We start from the raw sequence: 22,505 nt of genomic DNA on the forward strand, positions 1-22,505 counted from the left end.
TGGCGCGCTCTTGTCAGGTGAAGGGGTCAGCGGGCGATGGTCTGTGTACGCCAGATCTTCTTCTGCAGCTGCAGGATCCCGTACACCAGCGCCTCGGCGGTCGGCGGGCAGCCCGGGACATAGACGTCCACCGGCACCACGCGATCACAGCCGCGCACCACAGAATAGGAATAGTGGTAGTAACCACCGCCGTTGGCGCAGCTGCCCATCGAGATGACCCACTTCGGGTCCGGCATCTGGTCATAGACCTTGCGCAGCGCCGGGGCCATCTTGTTGACCAGGGTACCGGCCACGATCATCACGTCGGACTGACGCGGCGACGGACGGAACACCACGCCGTAGCGGTCAAGGTCCAGGCGCGCGGCACCGGCATGCATCATCTCGACCGCACAGCAGGCCAGGCCGAAGGTCATCGGCCACATCGAGCCGGTACGCGCCCAGTTCAGCAGTGCGTCGACGCTGGTGGTGACGAAGCCCTTTTCCAGCAGCGGGTTGTCGCCTTCCGGCCGCAGGATGTCATCAACCCGGCCTTCCGGCGTCGGATTGTTCATGAGGCCATCGAGAGTCTGAATCACTCCCATTCCAGCGCTCCCTTCTTCCAGACGTAAATGAAACCGAGGAACAGCATGCCGACGAACAGGCCCATGGTGATGAGCGAACGCGCGCCCAGCTCCATGAAGACCTGGGTCCACGGCACGATGAAGATGATTTCCAGGTCGAAGACGATGAACTGGATCGCGATCAGGTAGTAGCGCACGTCGAACTTCATGCGCGCGTCTTCGAAGGCTTCGAAGCCGCACTCGTACGGCGACAGCTTTTCCAGATCGGGGCGGCGGGGACCGAGGAATCGGCCAACCAGCATCAGCGTAATGCCGATACCGGTGGCAACGATCAGAAACAGCAGAGACGGCAAATATTCGGCCAGCACAGCGATTCTCTCTTGCCTCTGCCGCTGCGCCTGCAGGCGCTTTGGCATGGGGGAGTGGACGGGAATCTGCCTGGCGCCTTGCGCGCCAGACGAACCCGCTTTACTTACAAATGGTGCCCAAGAGGGGACTCGAACCCCTACGACCTAAGTCGCTACCACCTCAAGGTAGTGCGTCTACCAATTCCGCCACCTGGGCAAACGATCACATCAGACTATCTTCCCGATGCGCCGCGTATTGTAACCGGCTTCAGTGTTTCTGGGAGCCTTCCGAAGGCTTTTCTTCACCAGAAACCGAAGATTCCGCCTGAGCCGGCACAGTTGCGGCCGGAACCGGGGCGGCCGGGACCGCATCGGCCTTCGGAACGGCCGGCAATTCGCCCGCCGGGGCCGCCGGAGCGGTCACCGCCGGGGCGGACATCAGACCCAGATCCTGCTCGGCCGCCGGACGGGTGCCGTGACCGGCATACCAGGCCATGAAGAGGCTGATGCCGAAGAACACGACTGCCAGCCACTTGGTGGACTTGGACAGGAAATTCGAAGCGCCGCGCGCACCGAACACCGTACCCGAGGCACCGGCGCCAAAGCCCGAACCCGCCGCCGCACCCGAACCACGCTGCATCAGGATCAGCGCGATCATGGCCACAGCGACCAGCACGTAGACGACATTGAGGATCAACATCAGCATTGAAAACCGCCCTCGGACAATACTTCTAGGATTAGTTCGCGGCCGCCGCCCGTGCGATGGCCAGGAAGTCCGCGGCCACCAGGGAGGCGCCACCGACCAGCCCACCATCGACATCCGGCTGCGCGAACAGTTCCCCGGCATTGTCGGGCTTCACGCTACCGCCGTAAACAATGGGCAGTGAATCAGCGATTCTAGCATCGATACGCGCGACTTCGCCACGGATGAACGCGTGCACTTGCTGCGCCTGCTCCTTACTGGCGGTACGGCCGGTACCGATGGCCCAGACCGGCTCGTAGGCAACCACGGCCTTGGCGAAGCCTGCCGCACCGACCCGTTCCAGCACCGGCGCCAGCTGGCTGGCGATGACCGCCTCGGTCTGCCCCGCTTCGCGCTGCTCCAGGGTCTCACCCACGCACAGCACCGGCACCAGGCCGGCATGCTGGGCGGCGGCGAACTTGCGGGCAACCAGCTCGCTGCTTTCATGGTGGTACTGGCGGCGCTCGGAGTGGCCGACCAGGCCATAGCGGGCACCGACCTCGACCAGCATCGCCGCGCAGACCTCGCCGGTATAGGCCCCCTTCTCGTTGCTGCTCACGTCCTGCGCGCCAAAGGCAAGACCGGTTTCGCCGAAGTCCTCGACCAGCTCCCCCAGGTACGGCAACGGCGGCAGGATCACCACGTCCACCCCCTCCAGCGGCAGCCCGGCGGCCACCTGCCCCAGCAGTTCATTGGCGAATTGACGGCTGCCATGCAGCTTCCAGTTTCCGGCGACGATCTTGCGGCGCATGAGCGGGTGGCTCCTGTGTGAAGTCAGCCGGTCATGATACCCGTTACGGCAAAAATCCGTTTCCTTGTAAGCGGTTACATGGATTTTCAGCCAACGGCGCAGCCCCTCGTGGCGGGGTGGGGTTGGTCGCGGAGAGCCCCGGCTGGATTTGTGGGGTTGGCCGGGCGGGTGGGACTGGCGAGGGACGCCGTGAACCCATCCCTGGGGGCTTGGCCGCGGATCCATGCCGCGGACACCCTCGCCAGCCCCACCCGCCCGGCCCATGACACATTGCGGCGGTCCGCCCGCCACGGAAAGAAAAAAGAAGATCAAAAGCAAAAGCGAAAGCAGAGCTTCGGCCCCTCCCCTGCTTTAGCTGCCGGGGTCAGATCCCTTTTCCTGCGGAAAAGGGATCTGACCCCTACCCCACACGCATGGCGTGGATCTACCGTGTCGACCAAGGTCGACACCTACCGGAAATCGCGAGTTACCCGCCGTCACCGGGAAACTGTCGAAGGCGGGGAGGTGTCGGATGGCGGAGTGTCCGCGGCATGGATGCCGCGGCCAAGCCCCCATGGACGGGTTCACGGCGTCCCCGCCATCCGACACCTCCCCGCCTCCCCACGGAACATCCCAGAGCCGCTTTGGCTTTGGCTTTGGCCTTGGCTTCGGCTTCGGCCTCTGCGGGTGCAGGGCGCAGCCCTGCAAAGAAAAAGGCCGCCTTTCGGCGGCCTTCACTTCTCATTACTTCAGCTTGATCTCGCGCAGGCGCTCCTCGAGGAAGCCGTGGGCGGTGATCGGCTCCGGGTACCGGCTCGGGTTCTCCGGGGTGATGCAGGACGGCAGCACATCGATCAGGAAGTCCGGGTTCGGGTGCAGGAAGAACGGTACCGAGTAGCGCGGCTGGCGCGCCAGCTCACCCGGGGGGTTGACCACGCGGTGGATGGTCGACGGATACACATGGTTGGTCAGGCGCTGCAGCATGTCGCCGATGTTGACCACGATGGTGTCGGCGTCCGAAGTGAACGGCACCCACTTGCCATCATGCGACTGCACTTCGAGGCCGGCGGCACTGGCGCCGACCAGCAGGGTGATGAAGTTGATGTCGCCATGGGCGCCCGCACGCACATTCGGGATGTCGTCGGTGGTGATCGGCGGGTAATGGATCGGACGCAGGATCGAGTTGCCGAAATTGGTCTTGTCGGCGAAGAAATCCTCCGGCAGGCCGATGTGCAGGGCCAGCGCCGACAGCACGCGCGAACCCAGGTTGTCCAGCGCCTGGTACAGGCCGTAGCCACGCTCACGGAAGCCCTCGACCTCGGTCGGCCACAGGTTCGGGGCCATCACGTCGCGGTACTTGGAGTCGTCAGCGATCTCGCGGCCGATGTGCCAGAACTCCTTCAGGTCGAAGTGCTTGGAACCCTTGGCGGTTTCAACACCGAACGGGGTGTAGCCGCGGGCGCCGCCGCTGCCGGCCACGTGGTACTTGCGCTTGACCTCATCCGGCAGGGCGAAGAAGGCCTTGAAGGCACCGTAGGCCGCGTCGATGTCGGCCTGCGGGATGCCGTGGTTGCGGATGCCCGCGAATCCCCATTGGCGGTAGGCCGCGCCCAGCTCGGCCACGAAGGCTTCGCGGTCGCTGTCGAAACGGGTGATGTCGAGGGTCGGGATCTGGCTCACAGCGGTTCCTGGCTTGTCGTTGGGTCTGAAACGGGCCTGCGCATTCAGGGCCCGCCTGAACATTGTGACAGATCGCCCGGCGAACGCGACTCGATACAAGGAAACAAACCGATACAATGCGCGACCCGAGCACATTTAACGATTCAATCACGTTGGTGCCGCGCGTTTCTTCCAGCCATCCGACCCCGCCCGCACCATGCCCTCCGACCCAGCCGACACTACGCCCGTAGCAGATACCGCCCGCCACTGGCGCCGGCTGGCCTGGTGGTCGCTGTTCGTGGCCGGCAACGCGATCCTGGCCGCAGCCATCACTGTTGGGAACGTGCCGCTGACCGACAACCCCGGTGGCGCAATCGGCCTGGTTTACCTGTCCGTCGCCCTGCCCGGCCATCTGCTGGCATTCGGCGCGCTGGCCGGCCTGTTGCCACTGCTGCTGGGACTCTGGCAGCGCAACGCACGCATCCTGAGTGTCAGTGCAGTGCTGCTGCAGGGCCTGTGGCTATGCCTGCTGCTGGTCGACGCCAAGGTGTTCACCCTGTACCGCTTCCACCTCAATGCCATGGTGGTGAACATGGTCTTCGGTGGCGCACTGCAGGACCAGGTAGCGCTGTCCTGGAAAACCTGGCTGCAGGCGGGCCTGCTGGTGGCCGCCATCTTCACCGCCGAAGGCCTGCTGGCCTGGGCCTGCTGGAAGCTGCTGCCAGCCCTGCCCCGTCGGCGCACGGTACTGCAGGCCTGGGCGGTGGTCGCACTGCTGATGGCCGGCGGCCAGGTCGCCACCGCCTACTACGATGCCCGCGGCGACCGCGATGTGATCGCGCAGTGGAACTATCTGCCGTGGGCACAGCCGATCACCGCCAAGAGCTTCATGCGCAAGCTCGGTGTGGTCAGCGAACAGCAGGCCGGGCTGCCAGATCCGCGCCACGCCCAGTTGCAGTATCCGCTGCAGCCGCTGCGCTGCCAGAACCCGCACCGCCCCAACGTGCTGATGGTGGTGCTGGAGTCGCTGCGCCACGACGTCCTGACCCCCCAGCTGATGCCCAATGCCTCGGCGCTGGCACAGGGGTCGCGTGTATACGACCACCACTTCAGCACCGGCAACGCCACCCGCTATGGCCTGTTCGGCCTGCTCTACGGCCTGCCCGGTGGCTACTGGCAGAGCATGCTGGACGAACAGCGTGGCTCGCAGCTGTTCCAGGTACTGCGCCAACAGGGCTACGACCTGCACCTGTATGGCAGTGCGCCGCTGTACAGCCCCGAATTCGACCGCACCGTGTTTGCCGACGTCCGCGATCAGCTGCATCAAGGACCGTCCGAACTCGGCCCGGATGGCCGCGACCGTGCCATCGTCGCTGCGCTGCAGAAGGACATCCGTACCAGCCAGGCGGCACAGCAGCCCTGGTTCGGTTTCGTGTTCCTCGACTCCACCCACGCTGGCTACCACCTGCCTGCCAGCTATCCGCCGGTGGCCACACCGATGGCCAAGGAAATCGACTTCCTGAAATTCGGCCCCGACCACGACCCGACGCCGGAGCTCAACCGCTACCGCACCGCCGTGCACTACGCCGACAGTCTTATCGGCTCATTGCTGGACGACTTGCGCGCGCAGGGCCTGGCCGAGGACACCATCGTCCTGGTCACCGGTGATCACGCCGAAGAATTCAACGACCTCAAGCTGAACTACTGGGGACACAACGGCAACTTCTCCGATTACCAGCTGCAGGTGCCGTTCGTACTGCACTGGCCAGGCCAGGCCAGCGGCATTCAGACACGCACCAGTTCCCACGAAGACTGGGTGCCGACCCTGATGCGCCACGCACTGGGCTGCGAGAACGCGCTGACCGACTTCAGCACCGGCCAGGACCTGCTGGGCGAACCCACGGGCCAACGCGCACTGGTGGTGGAAAGCTGGTCGCAACGCGCGGTCCGCCACGGCGACGCCATCTACGTGTTCGACAAATTCGGCAACGCAACGGCGCTTGACCTGCGTTACCGCCCGCTGCCTCAGCAGGTCCCGGACTCCGCCGCCGTCCGCTCTGCATGGGAAGCGCTGACCCGCTTCCGCAACCGCTGACCCCCAAGGATCATCCCGCATGAACCGTCCGCTGCGCATCCTGCATACCGAAGCCGCCAAGGGAATGGGCGGGCAGGAGATCTACATCTTCCGCCACATGCAGGTGATGCGTGCGCGCGGCCATGATGTGTCGCTGCTGTGCCAGCCGGATGCACGGCTGGCCAAGCTGGCGCGTGATGACGGTTTCGCCGTGCACGCGCTGCGCATGGGCGGGCTCGCCCGCCTGCTGCGCGGTATCTGGTCGGTGTCACGACTGGTCCGCCGCGAACGTTACGACGTGGTCAATACCACCAGCCGCCGTGACGCGCTGATCGCCGCTGCAGGTGCGCGTCTGGGCGGTACGCCGCTGGTGGTGCGCTCGCGCCATCTGATGAGTCCGGTCAATTCGCTGCTGACCTATACCAGGCTTCCACACCGGGTTCTGACCGTCAGCAGTTTCGTCAAGCAGCTGCTGGTCGACCGTGGCATACCGGCCGAGCATATCGGCATCGTGCCGCCGATCGCGGTGCCGCCGCGCTGGAGCGAGATCCGCAAGGCCGATCCCTGGCAGTGCCTGCAGGAGGTGCGCGCGCAAGTGCGTGCCGAGCTCGGTTTCGGCGAACAGGACATCGTGGTCGGCTGCGTGGCGGTGCTGCGTGAGCCCAAGGGCCATGCCGACCTGCTGCAGGCGATGGTTCCCCTGTGCAAAGCCAACCCGGACCTGCATCTGGTCATCGTCGGCGATGGCCAACAGGTGATGGAACGGCTGCAGGCGCTGTGCGCAGAGCATGGAGTGCAGCAGCAGGTACACCTGCTGGGATACCGCGATGGCGCCTGCCGCCTGATGGCCGGCTTCGACATCTTCGCCCTCGCCTCGCACAAGGAAGCGGCCGGTACCGTATTCCTGGAAGCGGCCTATGTCGGTGTACCGATCGTGGCCACCCGGGTCGGCGGCGTACCGGAAATGGTGGTTGATGGCAGCAATGCGATCCTCACCCGCCTGGGCGACAATGCAGCCTTGACCGGTGCCCTGCGCCTGCTGGTGGACGATCCACAGCGGCGTCGGCAGATGGGCCGCGCCGGCTGGGACTGGATGCACAGCGCACACCGTTTCACCCCGGACGGTCACGGCGAGACCACCGAACACTATTACCACCAGTGGCTGAAGGAGCTGGGACATGGCTGAGGCCCGAACCGTACCGGTGCTGATGCACCATCACGTCAGTCCTTCACCGGGCATGATCACGGTGTCGCCGGAAAACTTCGAGAGCCAGATCGCGTGGCTGGCCGGCAATGGCTGGACGTCGCTGACGCTGGACCAATATGCCGGCTTCCTCGCCGGCAAGCCGGTACCACGCAAATCAATCGTGATCACCTTCGACGATGGCTACCTGGACAACTGGGTGTATGCGCATCCGATCCTGCACAAGTACGGCATGCACGCAGTGGTGTTCGTGGTCACCGGCTGGATGGGCGAAGGCCCGGAACGCCCGCATGCAGGCATCGAAGGGGCAACGCTGCCTGCCACCCCGGACCACCGGGGCTGCGAAGCGGCGATCTACGAACAGGACCGCAGCGACGATGTGATGATGCGCTGGAGCGAAGCGCGCGCCAGCATTGCCGCCGGCACCTTCGAGATGCATTGCCATACCCATACCCATACGCGCTGGCTGCGCCGCACCGACCTGGACCGTGCGCAGCGCCGCGCAGGCCTGAGCCAGGACCTGGCGGTTTCGCGCGAGGTCCTGCAGGACAAGCTGGGCCAAGTCTCGGACACGCTGTGCTGGCCGTATGGCGATTTCGACCAGGACCACATCGAGGTGGCGCGCGAGCACGGCTTCCGCTACCTGCACACCACTCATCCTTTCGGCCGCAACCTGGTCGGAGGCGACCCGGAACGCATCTACCGGTTCGCCATCCGCAACCGGCCGGCCAGCTGGCTGCGCAAGCGCATCAGGCTGAGCTACAACCCGCTGATCGGGCCACTGTTCAATGGTTTCAAGGCGCGGCAGAAGAAGATGGTGCCGGGGCCCTGAGTACCGCGTGCACCGCCCGCGCAAAGAAAAACGCCCCGGCTTCCCGGGGCGTTTTCATTTCACCGCGCGGCAGCCTCAGCTGGCGGCGGCGCGTACCGCGGCAGACAGGCGATCGAGCGTGTCCTGCATCAGCGTCGCGTCGTCAGCTTCCACCGTAACCCGCACCACCGGCTCGGTACCGGAAGGACGCAGGAAGGCACGACCACGACCGGCCACCGCCTGCTGCGCGTCGGCGAGCGCAGACTGCACGCTTTCAGCCTGCACCGTGGCCTTGGCCGAGACATTGCCCAGCCGCACGTTCACCGTCTTCTGCGGCACCCGCACCAGCCCCTTCAGCGCCTGGCGCAGGGTCTGGCCGTTGTTGCGCAGCGCCACCAGCACCTGCAGGGCACTGACGATGCCATCGCCGGTGGTGGCCCGATCCAGGCACAGCAGGTGTCCCGACGCTTCACCGCCGAGCACGCCACCACCTTCGATCAGCGCCTGGTGCACGTAGCGGTCACCGACGTTGCTGCGCAGGAACGGAATCTGCAGATCAGCGAAGGCCTTCTCCACACCGTAGTTGCTCATCAGCGTACCAACCACCGGACCGCGCAGGCGACCTTCGTCCTTCCACGCACGTGCCAGGATGTACAGCAGGTCATCACCGTCGACCGGATTGCCCTGGTCGTCGGCCATCAGCACGCGGTCGCCATCGCCATCGAAGGCGATGCCGAGATCGGCGCGGGTCTCGCGGACCTTGGCCGCCAGGTTGTCGATATGGGTGGAACCGACGCCGGCGTTGATGTTGACGCCGTTGGGTTCAGCACCGATACCGATCACTTCCGCACCGAGCTCACGGAACAGCAGCGGTGCGATCTGGTAGGTGGCCCCATGCGCACAGTCCAGGACCAGGCGCACGCCACGCAGGTCGAATGCACGCGGCACGCTGGCCTTGCAGAATTCGATGTAGCGGCCGACCGCCTCACGTGCACGCGAAGCTTTGCCCAGCTTCTCCGATTCGGCGGTGGTGAACGGAACATCCAGTGCCGCTTCCAGCGCCAGCTCGGTGGCATCGTCGAGCTTCTCGCCCTGGGCGGAGAAGAACTTGATGCCGTTGTCGTAGTGCGGGTTATGCGAAGCACTGATGACGATGCCGGCATCCACGCCCAGCGTGCGGGTCAGGAAGGCCACGGCCGGGGTCGGCATCGGCCCCAGCAGCTGCACATCAGCACCGGCGGCGACCAACCCAGCCTCCAGCGCCGCTTCGAACATGTAGCCGGAAATGCGGGTGTCCTTGCCGATGATCACGATCGGCCGGCGCCCGTCCTGGCCACGCTGGGCCACCAGCACCCGGCCCAGGGCGTTGCCCAGACGCAGCACGAAGTCGGCCGAGATCACGCCCTGGCCGACCCGCCCACGGATGCCATCAGTACCGAAGTACTTGCGGCCTCCCATCACGCCACCTCCGGCGCCGGCTGACGGCCCAGCATCGCCAGCAGGTCGGCGAGACGGTCACGCATTTCACGGCGGTCGCAGATCTGGTCGATGGCGCCGTGCTCGAGCAGGAACTCCGAACGCTGGAAGCCTTCCGGCAGCTTTTCGCGCACGGTCTGTTCGATCACGCGCGGGCCGGCGAAGCCGATCAATGCCTGCGGCTCGGCGATGTTGATGTCGCCCAGCATCGCAAACGATGCCGATACGCCACCGGTGGTCGGGTGGGTCAGCACCGAAATGAACGGCAGGCCGGCTTCACGCAGCTTGCCCAGCGCCGCCGAGGTCTTGGCCATCTGCATCAGCGAGAACAGGCCTTCCTGCATGCGCGCACCGCCACTCTGCGAGAAGCATACATAGGGAGCACCGATCTCGACTGCGGTTTCGGCAGCCAGCGAGAAGCGCTCACCCACCACCGAGCCCATCGAGCCGCCCATGAAGGCGAAGTCGAACGACGAGGCCACCAGCGCACGGCCCTTGAGCAGGCCGCGCATGGCGATCAGCGCGTCGTACTCGCCGGTGTTCTTCTGCGCGATCTTGATGCGCTCGCTGTACTTCTTCTGGTCCTTGAACTTGAGCAGGTCGGTCGGGCCCAGGCGCGCAGCGATCTCGGTGGTGCTGTCGGCGTCGAACAACGCTGCCAGGCGCGCACGTGCACGGATCGCCATGTGGTGGCCGCACTTCGGGCAGACCTCCAGGTTCTCTTCCAGTTCTGGCCGGTACAACGCGCTGCCGCAGTTGCTGCACTTTTCCCACAGGCCCTCGGGGACGCTGCGCTTCTTGCTGGGGGTGTTGTCGGTGCGGATGCCGGACGGCATCAACTTGCTGAGCCAACTCATGCGGGAGGACACTTCCGTTCAGGGCGGCCCATGGGCCGCAAAGGCGGACAGTCTAGCTCCGCTTTCCCTGCCCGTGCACCCCCTGTGCCACCGGCGGAAGGCCGGGAAAAACCATGCTGGGACGTACGTTTAGCGCGGCAACGCCGCGCGGGTAGTGCCGGGCCATGCCCGGCGGATCCCCTTCCGCCCGGCACCGCCGGGCATGGCCCGGCGCTACCGTTACTGGTCCAATGCCTGCCGCAGCGGGGCCAGGAAGGCAGCGGCACGCTGCGCCGCCTGTTCCACCGAGCCCGCCTCAGCCAGCGCGGCGACCAGCGCGCTGCCGACCACCACGCCATCGGCCTGTCGGGCCATGGCCGCAGCACTGGCTGCATCCTTGATGCCGAAACCTGCCACCACCGGCACCGATGCGCGCGCGCGCAGGGCCTGCAGCCGAGCGCTTGCGGCATCGCTGTCCAGCCGCTCGGAGGCACCGGTGACGCCAGCGAAGCTGACGTAGTAAAGGTAACCACGCGCCAATGCCAGCAGCTTGTCGGCACGTGCCTCGCTGGTGGTCGGCGAGGCCAGCAGCACCAGCGCCAGGCCGGCTGCATCGAAGGCCTGCTGCGCCTCACCGGCTTCTTCCGGCGGCAGGTCGACCAGCAGCACTCCATCGACACCAGCGTCCACGGCGTTCCTGGCGAATGCTGCGTAGCCATGGATCTCCACCGGGTTCAGGTAGCCCATCAGTACCACCGGGGTCTGCGCGTCGCGCTCGCGGAACTGCGCCACCGCCCGCAGCACGTAACGGCTGCCAGCACCGCGTGCCAGCGCGCGCTCGGAGCTGCGCTGAATGGTCGGGCCGTCGGCCATCGGGTCGGAGAACGGCACGCCCAGCTCAATCACATCGGCACCGGCTCCGACCAGTGCATGCATCACCGGCACGGTCGCCTCCAGCGAGGGATCACCTGCCGTGATGAAAGGGATCAGCGCCTTGCGCTGCTGCGCGCGCAGGCGCTGGAAACAGGCATCGAGTCGGGAAACAGGCATCTCAGGCACATCCTTCAATCAGTTCAATCGCATCGCTGGTCCCCCAGTACATCTGGATGACCCTCCCTTCAAACAGTTCCACGCGGATGCCAAGGGCCGAGCCCGGGTCCTGCCAGGTCAGGTACTCGCCCTGCTCGCCATCGTAGGCATGCGGGCTGGACACAGGCGGCTTCGGAAACCGGGCAACCGCCTGGGCGCGGGTCATGCCGACGCGCAGGCCGAACGGGCCCGGCTGCTGGGTCGGCGCCCCGCTCTCCGGATCCAGGCCGAGGTCGAAACGGACCACGCGATCTTCGTCGGTCATCATCGACACGCCGGGCGGCAGCCCCTTGCCGTCGTAGTACTCGCAGCTTCCGCCGAGCGCTTCGACCGCTCCTTGTGCCGTCCACGGCCCGAATGCCTTCAGATCCGTCATGTGTTGTCCGATCAGCACCTCGCCGGCATGGTCCAGCGCCACCGAGACCACCGCCGGCGCGTCATCGCTGTTGGTCTCTTCCGTGGAGGGCGGATCGTCGATCGGCGTGCGCGCCATCGGGTCGAGGTCATCATTGGCCGCCGGTTGCTGCACCGGTTGCGTGGTGGCCTTGGCCGCCGGTGCCAGCACCGGTGGTTCCGGCGGCTGGCATGCCGCCAGGCCGAAGGCCAGCAGAAGCACGCCGCTGCTTCGCAGACGCGTGCTCACAGCACCAGGCCTTCGCGCGCGGCGATGGTGTGCACATCCTTGTCACCACGGCCGGACAGGTTGCACAGCACGATCTGATCGCGCGGACGCTCGCGTGCCAGCTTCATCGCCTGCGCCAACGCGTGGCTGGATTCCAGCGCCGGCAGGATGCCCTCGGTGTGCGCCAGCAGATGGAAGGCCTGCAGGGCCTCCTCATCGGTGATGCCCAGGTAGCGCGCGCGGCCGCTGTCGGCCAGGAACGCGTGCTCCGGGCCGACGCCCGGGTAGTCCAGGCCGGCCGACACCGAATGGGTCTCGATGATCTGGCCGTCGTCGTCGCACAGCACGTAGGTGCGGTTGCCATGCAGTACCCCGGGGCGACCGGCAGCAATCGAGGCCGCATGGCGACCGGTATGGATACCATCACCGGCCGCTTCGGCACCGACGATTTCGACCTGACGATCATTGAGGAAGGCATGGAACAGGCCGATCGCATTGCTGCCGCCGCCGACGCAGGCGGTGATCGCATCGGGCAGGCGGCCGTACTCGGCCAGCATCTGCTCGCGTGCTTCGCGGCCGACGATGGCGTTGAAATCGCGCACCATGCGCGGATAGGGATCCGGGCCGGCGACTGTACCGATGATGTAGAAGGTGTCCTGCACATTGGTCACCCAGTCGCGCATCGCTTCGTTGAGCGCATCCTTCAGGGTGGCCGAGCCGGAGGTGACCGGCACCACCGTCGCGCCCAGCAGCTTCATGCGGTAGACATTGATCTTCTGCCGCTCGATGTCGGTGGCGCCCATGTACACCACGCATTCCAGGCCCAGCCGTGCGGCGACGGTGGCACTGGCCACGCCATGTTGGCCTGCGCCGGTCTCGGCGATGATGCGCTTCTTGCCCATCCGCGCCGCCAGCAGCGCCTGGCCGATGGTGTTGTTGATCTTGTGCGCGCCGGTGTGGTTCAGGTCCTCGCGCTTGAGCAGGATCTGCGCGCCGCCGACATGGTCGCTCAGGCGCTGCGCGTGGTAGATCGGGCTCGGCCGGCCCACGTAATGGGCCAGGTCGCGGTCGTAGGCCAGCTGGAATTCCGGATCCTGGCGGGCCTGGTCATAGGCCTGGGCCAGTTCCTGCAGCGGGCCGACCAGGGTTTCGGCGACGAAGCTGCCGCCGTAGCGGCCGAAGTGGCCCTGGGCATCCGGGAAGGCGTGGTAGTCGGCAATGGGGGAGGCAGACATGGAAGCGACCGCTGGTTCGAGACAGGTGGATACTCTAGCGCACGGGTCGTGACCGGAAAATCGATATTATCTCGCGTATATCGTCAGGAAATCTCACATGAGCCGCTCCCTGCTGCCACCGCTCAATGCGCTGCGCGCCTTCGAGGCCACCGCCCGTCTGGGCGGGGTTGGCCGCGCTGCACAGGACCTGCACGTCACCCACGGTGCGGTCAGCCGGCAGCTGAAGCTGCTGGAAGACCACCTCGGCCTGGCGCTGTTCCAGCGTGCCGGCCGTGGCCTGCGCCTGACCACTGCGGGCATCCGTCTACAGGCCGCCTGCAGCGAAGCCTTCACCGGCATCGAGGACTGCGTGCGCGAGCTGGGACGACCCGCGGCCTCTCCGGTACTGGTCCTGGGTTGCAGTGGCAGCGTGCTCGCGCGCTGGATGATCCCGCGCCTGCCCGCGCTGCAGGCCGCCCTGCCCGGCGTGCGCCTGCAATGGTCGGCGCTGGACGGCAGCTTCACCGAGGCGCAGGCGGCACTGGATGCGGTGCTGCTGCTTGCACAGGGACCGTGGCCACGCGGTTGGCAGGTGCGCGAACTGGCAGCGGAACGGGTCGGCGTGGTGGTGGCCCCCTCGCATCCGGCGGCACTGCGCCTGCGCAACGTGCCGCCGTCTGCACTGCTGAAGGAGACACTGCTGCACACCAGCTCACGGCCACAGGCGTGGCCGGCGTGGGCGCAGGCGCACGGCCTGGAAACGTCCAGACTGCAGCTGGGCACTGCTTTCGAGCACCTGTACTACCTGCTTGAGGCGGCTGTGGCCGGGCTGGGCCCTGCGATCGCGCCCGAGCCGCTGGTCGCGGAGGATCTGGCGGCGGGCCGGCTGGTCGCGCCGTGGGGATTTGCCGCCACGGGTGGCTTCTGGGTATTGGCGCGGCCGGACGGCCCGGTCGATGCGCGCGTGGATGCCCTGGCCGACTGGGCAGCAGCGCAACTGCGATGAGGCGAGGCCCCGGGCGGCGTTCACCACCCGGAGCCGGCAATACATTCCTCAGCGACCGCCCATCGCGACCCGCTGCTGCTCCTCATGCACCTGCTGCTGATGCGACGGATCTGCAAGCAGCTTGGCACTGGTCTGCTCCAGCGACGGTGGCGCCTGGGCCAGGTCGACCGCGGTGCGGAAACCCGGCGTCGTGCCCATCACGAACGCCTTGCCATCCTGCACCGTGATGCTCTGCAGCTTGTCGGCCGCGTCGATACCGTTCTGCTTTGCATGCAGGGTGATATTGGCCGCAGCTTCTTCGGAGAACACGCTGGGAAGCTTGCTGCGGACGGCGTTGTGCAGTCCGTGGTCCGGATGCGATGCATCGTTCAGCGACGGTCCTTTCGGCACAGCCGCTGCAGGTTCATGGCCCTGCACACGGCCCGCCGCCAGTGCGGCAGTGGTCTGGCGACCGACAATTCCATCGGCCACCAGCCCCTGCTGTTTCTGGAGCGCGATCACCGCTTCGCGGGTGTGGTCACCGAAACGGCCATCCTCTGACAATCGATGGCCCTGTGCATCACGCACGCCGAGCTGGTTGAGGGTCTGCTGCAACGCCTGCACGTCGGCGCCACGCTGGCCCTGCTTCATCACCTCGTTGGCCGCGGGGTGCGATGCAGCCGGCTGCACGCTGGCGGCAGGCCGGGACAGCGCAGGTTCGCCACTGCCGTGCAGCGGCGCGCGCACCTGGAATTCCGGCTTCGGTGTCAGCGCACCAACGATGCGGGTGCTTCCGCCATCCCAGTACCCGCCTGGCCGGATGGTGACTTCGGCCGGCCCGGTGCTTCCCTGCGAACCGATGAACTGGATGTTTCCCTGCGCATCGTAGCCTTTGAAAATGCCGACATGCTGGCCCTGCGACGAGGAGAACATCAGGATGTCGCCCTGCTTCAGCGATCCGTGCGGCTTGCGTGCTTCGGCAGCCGGGGTCACATCGAAATGCTCACGTGCATAAGTCGTGGTGTTCGCACCATTGAACAGCGTCGAGGTAGTGAACCCGGCAGCACTCTCGCCACGCACGTCGTAACCCGCGTTCTTCAGGCCGCGCCATACAAACGCCGAGCAATCCACGCCGAAGCGTCCGTCACCATCAAGGTCACGCTCCAGCCGGCTGCTGTCGCGCCCGGGACGTGGATGGTCCGGGCGCCCGTATTCGTACTGGCGGCCCGAGGCCATGAAATGCTGATAGGCCTCGTTGTAGACCGCGGCACCGCCGACTGCAGCCGCGGCCCGGCCCACAGCGGGCGCCGTCACCGAAGGCGCCTGTACCTGCGCCTGGGTCGGTGTCTGCACCGGCGCGGCCGACTGAGTGCGCGTGGGTTGCTGCAACGTGGCGACCTCACCCGGCTGCCAGCCCTCGAAACGGCGGATGCCGTCTGCCAGCACCTCGCGCTCGCGCACGCTCATCTGGCCGACGGTCTTCGAGCGCAGGTCGACACCCTGGCGATCGCCCTCGGCATAGATGGTGGCCGCCTGTTCCTTGTGGTGGGTGGTGCCGCTGTAATCCTTCGTGGAGTAGCTCGGCAGCATTTCCTCCACGGTCTTGTCACCGAACCGGCGTTCGAGCAGCTGGATCTTCGCCACCCGGCCGGCTTCATAGCTCTCGAAAACCGCGTTGCCCCACTGGTCGAGATCGACCACGCCCGTGTAGCGCCCCTGCGCCGATTCCAGCGCCTGCTCGCGGGTACGCGGATTGGTGACCGTTTTGTCCGCGCTGCCGGCGAATTCGAACTTGAGATTGCCAGGATTGTTGTTGCGCCACGAGACGCTGCCACCTGATCGTTCGACGACGCTGCCATCGTCCATTTCCAGCGTGCGCGTGGTACCTACGCTGCTGACCAGCCGGGTGATTTTTGGATCCGACATGAGCTGTTCCTTTGCCAGTGGTTGATTGGACCGCTCCCCTGGCGGTGATTACATTCCGTTGGAAAACACGTCGAGCACGTCCGCACTGACCCAACCCTGTGCGCAGTTCCCGGCGTAATGTCCCGGCGCCGCCGCATGGCAGGCCTCGCCCCCCGTGTTCGCCAGGCCAGTGATCGGCCTGTCGCCATAGGTGTCACACAATGTGTTTCCCTTGCACTTCCCGACTGTCGCAGCGGGAACCGCAACGACGTAATAGAACAGCGGGTTCTGTCCGGCGCGCCCGATGCCCTGCACACAGACCAGCTGCCCCTTCGACAGCTTCGCGGTCACGCTGACCTTGCTACCGGTGGATGGCACCGCATTCAATGTCTCCACGCCCTTGGCGTCGGCCACGCCAGCGAAGAAACCCTGGTCGCCACAGTCCGGCGACAATTCGACATCGTAGAAATCACCGCTGTCCACGTCGCCGGCCGTGCAGCCACTGCCGGTACTGGCGTTGCTGCATTTCACGCCGCTGGCTTGGATCAGCGACGCCAGACCGTCGGCAGCCGGTGCTGCCGACGGAACCGTGGCCGGTGCCGTGGCAGGTGCGGCTGCCGGTGTGGCAGCAGCCGGTGCCGATGTGGCCGGGGCGGATGAGTCGCCGGCCGCACACGCGCCCAAGGCAAGCAGCAGGCCGGGCACGATCGCCAGGCGGGCCAGGCGGATACGGCGGGAAGAGAGATGGGGCATATCCATTGCGTCCTCGTTGGAAAGGTAAGGCGTATCTCGAGGGTGCTGCCAGCGACACGCACGCAGCGTCGCACCCAACCGTGACAGGCTGGGCGCATTGTGTCCGATCAGATGTTTGGGGGCTGTCGACTTTTTGGCGCTGGAACCTGAATCAGCCGAAAGCGTGATGCTCGTCGCATTCAGGGGGCGCCCGCCTTCAAGGCGCGGCGCGCTACAGGCCAGGCTCGCAGGCTACGCACACCCGCCAAGGAGACAGACCCGGCGGAATGCACCGTCGCCGATGACATTCCGGGCGCCCCCCTCAGGTGACGCGGATCACTCCAGAACGGTGCAATCGGCGCGGCGCACTTCCTCGACGAAGGTGCGCATCTTGTAGCCGTCCTTGATGCCCGGCTCCAGTTCGATGCCGCTGGAGACGTCCACGCCCCACGGCAGCGTCGCCAGCACGGCGTCGTAGACGTTTTCCGGGTTCAGGCCTCCGGCCAGCAGGAACGGACGGTGCAGTCCGGTCGGGACGCGGCTCCAGTCGAACGCCACGCCGGTACCGCCACCGCCGCCCGGCGCATGGCTGTCGAACAGGAAGCCGGCTGCGCTGGGGTAGCGCAGCTGCAGGGTGCGTGCGTTGACCTCTTCACGCCCGCCCATGGCGATCGCCTTCAGGTACGGCATGTTGAAGCTGCGGCAGAAGCTCTCGTCTTCCTCACCGTGGAACTGCAGCAGGGTCGGTCGCACCGTGCGCAGCACCTCACGCACCTCTTCCTTGCTGTTGTTGCGGAACAGCGCCACCACGTCGACCATCGGTGCGATCGCCTGGCGCATCGCGCGCGCTTCGGCCGGAGCGACCCGGCGACTGCTCTCGCGGGCAAAGATGAAACCCACTGCGTCCACGCCCAGCTCACCGGCCAGGCGGACGTCGCCGGCACGGGTCATGCCACAGAACTTGATGCGCGTACGGTAGTAGGAACGGCTCATAGCGTGACCTCGGCGGGCAGATGCCAGTTGTCGGGGTACAGGGGCCCAAGGAACACCAGGCCCTGCGGCGGTGCGGTGGGACCGGCTACGGTGCGATCACGCCCGGCCAGCAGTTCAGCGATCCATTCCACCGGTTTTTCGCCGCTGCCCACCAGGATCAACGAACCGACGATATTGCGGACCATGTGATGAAGGAATGCATTGCCCTGTACTGAGACTTCGATCACCTCGCCGTGGCGGCTGACCTGCAGCGACTGCAGCTCACGCCGCGCGTGCAGCGCCTGGCACTGGACCGAGCGGAATGCACTGAAGTCGTTCTCACCGAGCAGGGCCTGTCCGGCGGTGTGCATGAGCGTCTCGTCCAGCGCACGCCGCTCCCAGCTCAGGGTCTGCCGCTCGAGCGCCGGCCGCACTTCACGGTTGAGCAGTCGGTAGCGGTAGCGGCGCGCGCGCGCCGAGAAACGGGCATGGAAATCGTCGGCGACCGGAACACACCAGCGCACTGCGATTGAACGCGGCAGACGGGTGGTGGTGCCCAGCATCCAGGCGCGCGGATCGCGCACCACGTCGGTATCGAAATGCACGACCTGGCATTGGCCGTGCACACCGGCATCGGTACGACCGGCACAGACCACCTGCAGCGGCGTGTCCGCCACCGAGGACAAGGCCTGTTCAAGGCTGGCCTGCACGCTGGGACCACCTTCGCCCAGGTTCTGCCAGCCCCTGAAATCGCTGCCGTCATACTCGACGCCAAGCGCGTAACGCATGTGCTACCTCGAAGTTGCGGAGGGGGTGACGCTCAGGCCGGGTCGCGTTCGGACCAGACCGCCAGTTCATTGCCACCGGGCTCGACGAACTGGAAGCGGCTGCCGCCGGGGAAAGAGAACACCGGGCGCACGATCGCGCCGCCGGCATCACGCACGGCCGCTTCGACCGGCGCCAGCTGATCGGCATACAGCACCAGCAGCGGTGCGCCACCGTCCGTGGCCCGCTGTGGCTGGCCGCGGAAGAAACCGCCCTGCAGGCGGCCGTCGTCGAAGGCGGTGTAATCGCTGCCGTAGTCGACGAATGACCAGCCAAACACCTTCTCGAAGAAAGCACGGCTGGCGGCCGGATCGCTGGAAGCGAATTCAACGTAATCGATGCGGCGCTCGCGGCTCATGGCACAGTCCTTGTCGGCAGGTTCGGTCACGGCAGGCGGGCCAGCAGTTCCCGGGCCTGTGCCTGGCTGTGCAGGTCGCCGCCTTCGGCGACTTCCAGCAGCAGGGTACGCGCGGTCTGTGCGTCACCCAGGTCGAGATAGGCGATGGCCAGTTCCAGGCGCTCCTGGCCAGCACGCGGTGACCAGCCAGCATCGTTGGTGGGTGCGCCATCCGTCGTAGCGACGTCATCAGTGTGCGCGTTGTCGATGCGGTCATGGTGGACGCGGTCGACCACGGCCTCGACCTCATGCGACTCCGCCGGCAGGTCAAATACGCCACGGAACTGCGGCTGTTGTTCGGCGTGCAGCGCATAGTCCGGCACACCGACGTCGGCAGCGGCTTCCTGCACCGCCGGTTCGTCAGGGTGCTGTTCGACGACAAGCCCGTCGTCATGTCCGGACGCTGGCTCGTCCCAGCGCGGCTGTTCGGTCACTGCCGCAGGCAGCTCCACCACATCCTCTGCGCGCAGCGTCCCGACCTGCCAGTCGGCCTGCACTGCGTGATCGGCCGTCGGCTCGGCATGCGACGGGTCATGCGTTTCGTGCTCGGTTTCGGTGGCCCAGGCTGGCATCGCCGGCTCCTGGCGGCCCCCTTCGGCAACCACCGACGACCATGAAGACTGCTCGGCCAGGGTATCCAGCGCGGCTCCAGCCGGAACCGCCGCAGCAAGCCCGGTGGCATCGTCTTCTTCACGCAACGGCGGCAATGGCGACGGCTTGCGACGGCGCAGCAGCCACGCCGCAGCGGCCGCCAGCAGCAGCACCGGCAGGCCCAGCCAGTACCATGGCGTTGCTGCGTCGCGGGCACCGGGGGCCTGCGCGAGGCGTTGCTGCGCGGCGGCCAGATCGTTGTCCTTCATGGCAATCAGCGACTGCTGCTGCTGCTTCAGCGCTTCCAGGTCGGCCACGCGCTGCTTGAGCTCGCCGATCTCGGCATCGCGGGTGGCGATGTCCTCACGCGCCTGGCGCAGTTGTTCGTTGCCCAGCATGTCACCCTCGCTGCCGGCAGCGGTGCCGGTGGTTGTGCCCGCACGCGCGGCGTCGGACGCCAGCGCCGGAGCGATCTCAAGTCGTGCCCCGTTGGCCGCAGCCGGGGAGGAATCGGTGGCCGCGACCGCCTTGGCGACCGGGGCGACCGTGCCCGCCGGTTGCGGCACGGTACGCGCCTGCCGCCATTGCGCGGCGTGCTCGCGCACCAGCGCAGCGGCCTCGGCGGCATCGACGGCTGCCAGCGCATCACTGCCCGGCATGCGCAGCACCGCGCCCTGTTTGAGCAGGTTCACGTTGCCCCGGATGAAGGCTTCGGGATTGGCGCGCAGCAGGGCGATCATCGCGCGGTCGCGGCTGATCTGGTTGCCACGTGCCACCGCGCCGGCGATCTGCGACAGGGTCTGCCCGCGCTGCACGGTGACACTGCCATCGGCTGACGGCGCGGCAACCGGTGTAGCTGCTGTACGCGGGCGAGCCGGCACCGGCGCAGCGGTGGATGCACGCACGGGCGCTGGCACGCTTGCCGTTTCGGCTGCTGCAGGCTCAGGCGCCACGTCGCGCGTGATGGTGTTGGACAGGGTGCCTGCAGGAGCAACGATCTCCGGTTCGGCCACGGCCAGCGCACTGGACGGTGCATCGACCAGCGCCGAGTACTCGCGCACCAGCCGGCCCTGGCCCCAGTCGGCCTCGATCAGGAAGCTCAGCGACGGGGTCTCGACCGGTGCCTGCGAGGTCACCCGCACCACTGCCCTGCCCTGTGCATTGCGGGTCAGTTCGAACTGCAGCTCGCTGACCAGCCCGGTCGGCCGTTGCAGGCCCACGCGTTCGAAGGTGACTGGTGACGCCAGCGCCACGCGCAGGTTTTCCAGCTCGGACGGGTCGGCCGAGATCACCGGGATTTCTGCCAGCAGGGGCTGGCCTGGCTTGGACAGGACACGGATGTCACCCAAGCCCAAGGCAAGCGCCGAACTGCTGGCCAGGGCCAGCAGCGCGGCGGAAAGATAGCTGAGCGGGCGCTTTGCGCCCTTGGCCCGTTTATTCATGGGCGACACTATAAAGCGTGCGGACCGGGGTCCGCACCCACCGGAAAGACCCTTGAGGTAGTGCCGGCCGCTGGCCGGCAATCCTTTCAGCTGGTGGATCAGGGCAATGCCGGCCAGCGGCCGGCACTACCGACAAGCAGTCGAGCATGGCTCGACTCTACAGAACCGGTGATCAGCGCTGTTCGGCGGCGACCAGCTCGGCCAGCTGCACGGCGTTCAGTGCCGCGCCCTTGCGCACGTTGTCCGACACGATCCACAGGTTCAGGCCGCGCGGATGCGACAGGTCCTCACGGATGCGACCGACGTACACTGCGTCGGTGCCCGACGCATGCGTGACCGGGGTCGGGTAGCCGCCAGCCTCGTGGCGATCGACCACTTCGATACCCGGCGACTGCTCCAGCAGCGCGCGTGCTTCGGCGACGGTCACCTTGTCACGGGTTTCGATCGCTACCGACTCGGAGTGACCATAGAACACCGGCACGCGCACTGCAGTCGGGTTCACCAGGATGCTGTCGTCGCCGAGGATCTTGCGGGTTTCCCAGACCAGCTTCATTTCTTCCTTGGTGAAGCCGTTGTCCTGGAAGTCGTCGATGTGCGGGATCAGGTTGAAGGCGATCTGCACCGGGAAACGCTGCGGATCGATTTCCTGGAAGCTCAGCAGCTGGCCGGTCTGCTTGCCCAGTTCTTCCAGTGCCGAACGGCCACCGCCGGATACCGACTGGTAGGTGGACACGTTGATGCGCTCGATGCCGTACTTGCGGTGCAGCGGTGCCAGCGCGACCAGCATCTGCATGGTCGAGCAGTTCGGGTTGGCGATGATGCCGCGCGGACGGTTGGCGACCTGCTCTGGATTGACCTCGGACACCACCAGCGGCACGTCATCGTCGTAACGGAAGGCCGAGGAATTGTCGATCACCACCGCACCGGCGGCGGCGAACTTCGGTGCGTATTCCTTGGACACGCTGCCACCGGCCGAGAACAGGGCGATCTCGACGCCGCTCGGGTCGAAGGTTGCCAGGTCCTGGACCTTGACCTTCTGGCCGTTGAACTCGATCTCGCCGCCCGCCGAACGCTCGGAGGCCAGGACGCTCAGGGTTCCGACCGGGAAATCTCGCTCGGCCAAGATCGACAACATGGTCTCGCCGACGGCACCGGTGGCACCGACGACGGCGACGTGAAAACTGCGCTGTGCATTGCTCATGGGGGGAAACTCTCACGAAAACAGGGATGGGGAAAATCACGCACGACAGCTGGGTTCGGGGAACCTCCTCAAGCGGCACGCACGGAGGCTC

At 66.4% G+C, this 22,505-nt stretch carries 21 protein-coding genes and 1 tRNA gene; 4 read left to right on the forward strand and 18 right to left on the reverse strand.

Features of this window, described 5'->3' with window-relative positions:
* Positions 1–26: 26 nt before the first annotated feature.
* From V9K93_RS16310 to V9K93_RS16335, 6 genes are all read right to left on the reverse strand, one after another.
* Complete coding sequence (locus tag V9K93_RS16310; RefSeq protein WP_005410463.1) at positions 27–581, reverse strand: NuoB/complex I 20 kDa subunit family protein; 555 nt, start codon at positions 579–581, stop codon at positions 27–29.
* On the reverse strand, positions 572–928 hold the full coding sequence (locus V9K93_RS16315) for an NADH-quinone oxidoreductase subunit A (RefSeq protein ID WP_008265012.1): 357 nt from the start codon (positions 926–928) through the stop codon (positions 572–574). Before V9K93_RS16315 ends, V9K93_RS16310 begins: the two co-directional genes overlap by 10 nt.
* A 111-nt stretch (positions 929–1,039) precedes the next feature.
* Positions 1,040–1,124 (reverse strand) — tRNA-Leu (locus V9K93_RS16320).
* Between the two features lie 51 nt (positions 1,125–1,175).
* A complete protein-coding gene (secG, locus tag V9K93_RS16325; RefSeq protein WP_006381136.1) occupies positions 1,176–1,613 on the reverse strand; it encodes a preprotein translocase subunit SecG in 438 nt (145 codons plus the stop codon).
* 31 nt (positions 1,614–1,644) lie between these two features.
* Positions 1,645–2,400 (reverse strand): triose-phosphate isomerase, encoded by a 756-nt coding sequence (gene tpiA / locus V9K93_RS16330; protein WP_046983977.1) that lies wholly within the window; start codon positions 2,398–2,400, stop codon positions 1,645–1,647.
* A 723-nt stretch (positions 2,401–3,123) separates the two neighbouring features.
* Positions 3,124–4,059, reverse strand: coding sequence for an isopenicillin N synthase family dioxygenase (locus V9K93_RS16335; protein WP_337302886.1), 936 nt, complete (start codon positions 4,057–4,059; stop codon positions 3,124–3,126).
* Between the two features lie 196 nt (positions 4,060–4,255).
* Here V9K93_RS16335 and V9K93_RS16340 point away from each other — a divergent pair, with 196 nt between their 5' ends.
* Genes V9K93_RS16340 through V9K93_RS16350 form a run of 3 tightly spaced genes read left to right on the forward strand, consistent with a single transcriptional unit; the run spans position 4,256 to position 8,148 of the window.
* Positions 4,256–6,133, forward strand: coding sequence for a DUF3413 domain-containing protein (locus tag V9K93_RS16340; protein ID WP_295379512.1), 1,878 nt, complete (start codon positions 4,256–4,258; stop codon positions 6,131–6,133).
* 19 nt (positions 6,134–6,152) lie between these two features.
* The gene (locus V9K93_RS16345) at positions 6,153–7,298 is read left to right on the forward strand and encodes a glycosyltransferase family 4 protein (RefSeq protein ID WP_337302887.1); all 1,146 of its coding nucleotides are present in this window, start codon (positions 6,153–6,155) and stop codon (positions 7,296–7,298) included.
* Positions 7,291–8,148, forward strand: a complete 858-nt coding sequence (locus V9K93_RS16350; RefSeq protein ID WP_337302888.1) for a polysaccharide deacetylase family protein — start codon at positions 7,291–7,293, stop codon at positions 8,146–8,148. Before V9K93_RS16345 ends, V9K93_RS16350 begins: the two co-directional genes overlap by 8 nt.
* A 75-nt stretch (positions 8,149–8,223) precedes the next feature.
* On the opposite strand, the gene glmM is transcribed toward V9K93_RS16350, so the two are convergent.
* The 5 genes from glmM to trpB form a co-directional block, all read right to left on the reverse strand.
* Positions 8,224–9,585, reverse strand: coding sequence for a phosphoglucosamine mutase (gene glmM / locus V9K93_RS16355; protein ID WP_136639387.1), 1,362 nt, complete (start codon positions 9,583–9,585; stop codon positions 8,224–8,226).
* Positions 9,585–10,460: an acetyl-CoA carboxylase, carboxyltransferase subunit beta gene (gene accD, locus V9K93_RS16360; RefSeq protein ID WP_006381208.1), complete on the reverse strand. Its 876-nt coding sequence runs from the start codon at positions 10,458–10,460 to the stop codon at positions 9,585–9,587. The genes glmM and accD overlap by 1 nt, the downstream gene beginning before the upstream one ends.
* 219 nt (positions 10,461–10,679) lie before the next feature.
* Entirely contained in the window at positions 10,680–11,489 is an 810-nt protein-coding gene (trpA, locus tag V9K93_RS16365; RefSeq protein WP_253078222.1) for a tryptophan synthase subunit alpha, read from the reverse strand.
* Position 11,490: 1 nt separating this feature from the next.
* Positions 11,491–12,171, reverse strand: coding sequence for a hypothetical protein (locus V9K93_RS16370; protein ID WP_136639385.1), 681 nt, complete (start codon positions 12,169–12,171; stop codon positions 11,491–11,493).
* Positions 12,168–13,385 (reverse strand): tryptophan synthase subunit beta, encoded by a 1,218-nt coding sequence (trpB, locus tag V9K93_RS16375; protein WP_006381255.1) that lies wholly within the window; start codon positions 13,383–13,385, stop codon positions 12,168–12,170. Before trpB ends, V9K93_RS16370 begins: the two co-directional genes overlap by 4 nt.
* A gap of 97 nt (positions 13,386–13,482) precedes the next feature.
* On the opposite strand from trpB, the gene V9K93_RS16380 reads away from it, so the two are divergent.
* Positions 13,483–14,370, forward strand: a complete 888-nt coding sequence (locus V9K93_RS16380) for a LysR family transcriptional regulator (protein WP_253078225.1) — start codon at positions 13,483–13,485, stop codon at positions 14,368–14,370.
* A gap of 48 nt (positions 14,371–14,418) precedes the next feature.
* Here the strand turns inward: V9K93_RS16380 and V9K93_RS16385 are convergent, their stop codons facing one another.
* The 7 genes from V9K93_RS16385 to V9K93_RS16415 form a co-directional block, all read right to left on the reverse strand.
* Positions 14,419–16,275, reverse strand: coding sequence for a C40 family peptidase (locus tag V9K93_RS16385; RefSeq protein WP_337302889.1), 1,857 nt, complete (start codon positions 16,273–16,275; stop codon positions 14,419–14,421).
* 48 nt (positions 16,276–16,323) lie between these two features.
* Complete coding sequence (locus V9K93_RS16390; protein WP_337302890.1) at positions 16,324–17,013, reverse strand: hypothetical protein; 690 nt, start codon at positions 17,011–17,013, stop codon at positions 16,324–16,326.
* A gap of 309 nt (positions 17,014–17,322) precedes the next feature.
* Positions 17,323–17,979, reverse strand: coding sequence for a phosphoribosylanthranilate isomerase (locus tag V9K93_RS16395; RefSeq protein WP_135274607.1), 657 nt, complete (start codon positions 17,977–17,979; stop codon positions 17,323–17,325).
* Positions 17,976–18,746 carry a tRNA pseudouridine(38-40) synthase TruA gene (gene truA / locus V9K93_RS16400; protein ID WP_136639381.1) on the reverse strand — a complete coding sequence of 257 codons (771 nt, stop codon included), beginning with the start codon at positions 18,744–18,746 and terminating at the stop codon, positions 17,976–17,978. Before truA ends, V9K93_RS16395 begins: the two co-directional genes overlap by 4 nt.
* A 32-nt stretch (positions 18,747–18,778) precedes the next feature.
* Entirely contained in the window at positions 18,779–19,141 is a 363-nt protein-coding gene (locus tag V9K93_RS16405; RefSeq protein WP_006381353.1) for a VOC family protein, read from the reverse strand.
* Between the two features lie 26 nt (positions 19,142–19,167).
* The gene (locus tag V9K93_RS16410; protein WP_337302891.1) at positions 19,168–21,213 is read right to left on the reverse strand and encodes a FimV/HubP family polar landmark protein; all 2,046 of its coding nucleotides are present in this window, start codon (positions 21,211–21,213) and stop codon (positions 19,168–19,170) included.
* A gap of 172 nt (positions 21,214–21,385) precedes the next feature.
* Positions 21,386–22,414, reverse strand: a complete 1,029-nt coding sequence (locus V9K93_RS16415) for an aspartate-semialdehyde dehydrogenase (protein WP_253078228.1) — start codon at positions 22,412–22,414, stop codon at positions 21,386–21,388.
* Positions 22,415–22,505 lie beyond the last annotated feature (91 nt).

The sequence above is a fragment of the Stenotrophomonas sp. CCNWLW162 genome, from assembly GCF_037203745.1.
Lineage (GTDB): Bacteria > Pseudomonadota > Gammaproteobacteria > Xanthomonadales > Xanthomonadaceae > Stenotrophomonas > Stenotrophomonas maltophilia_AQ.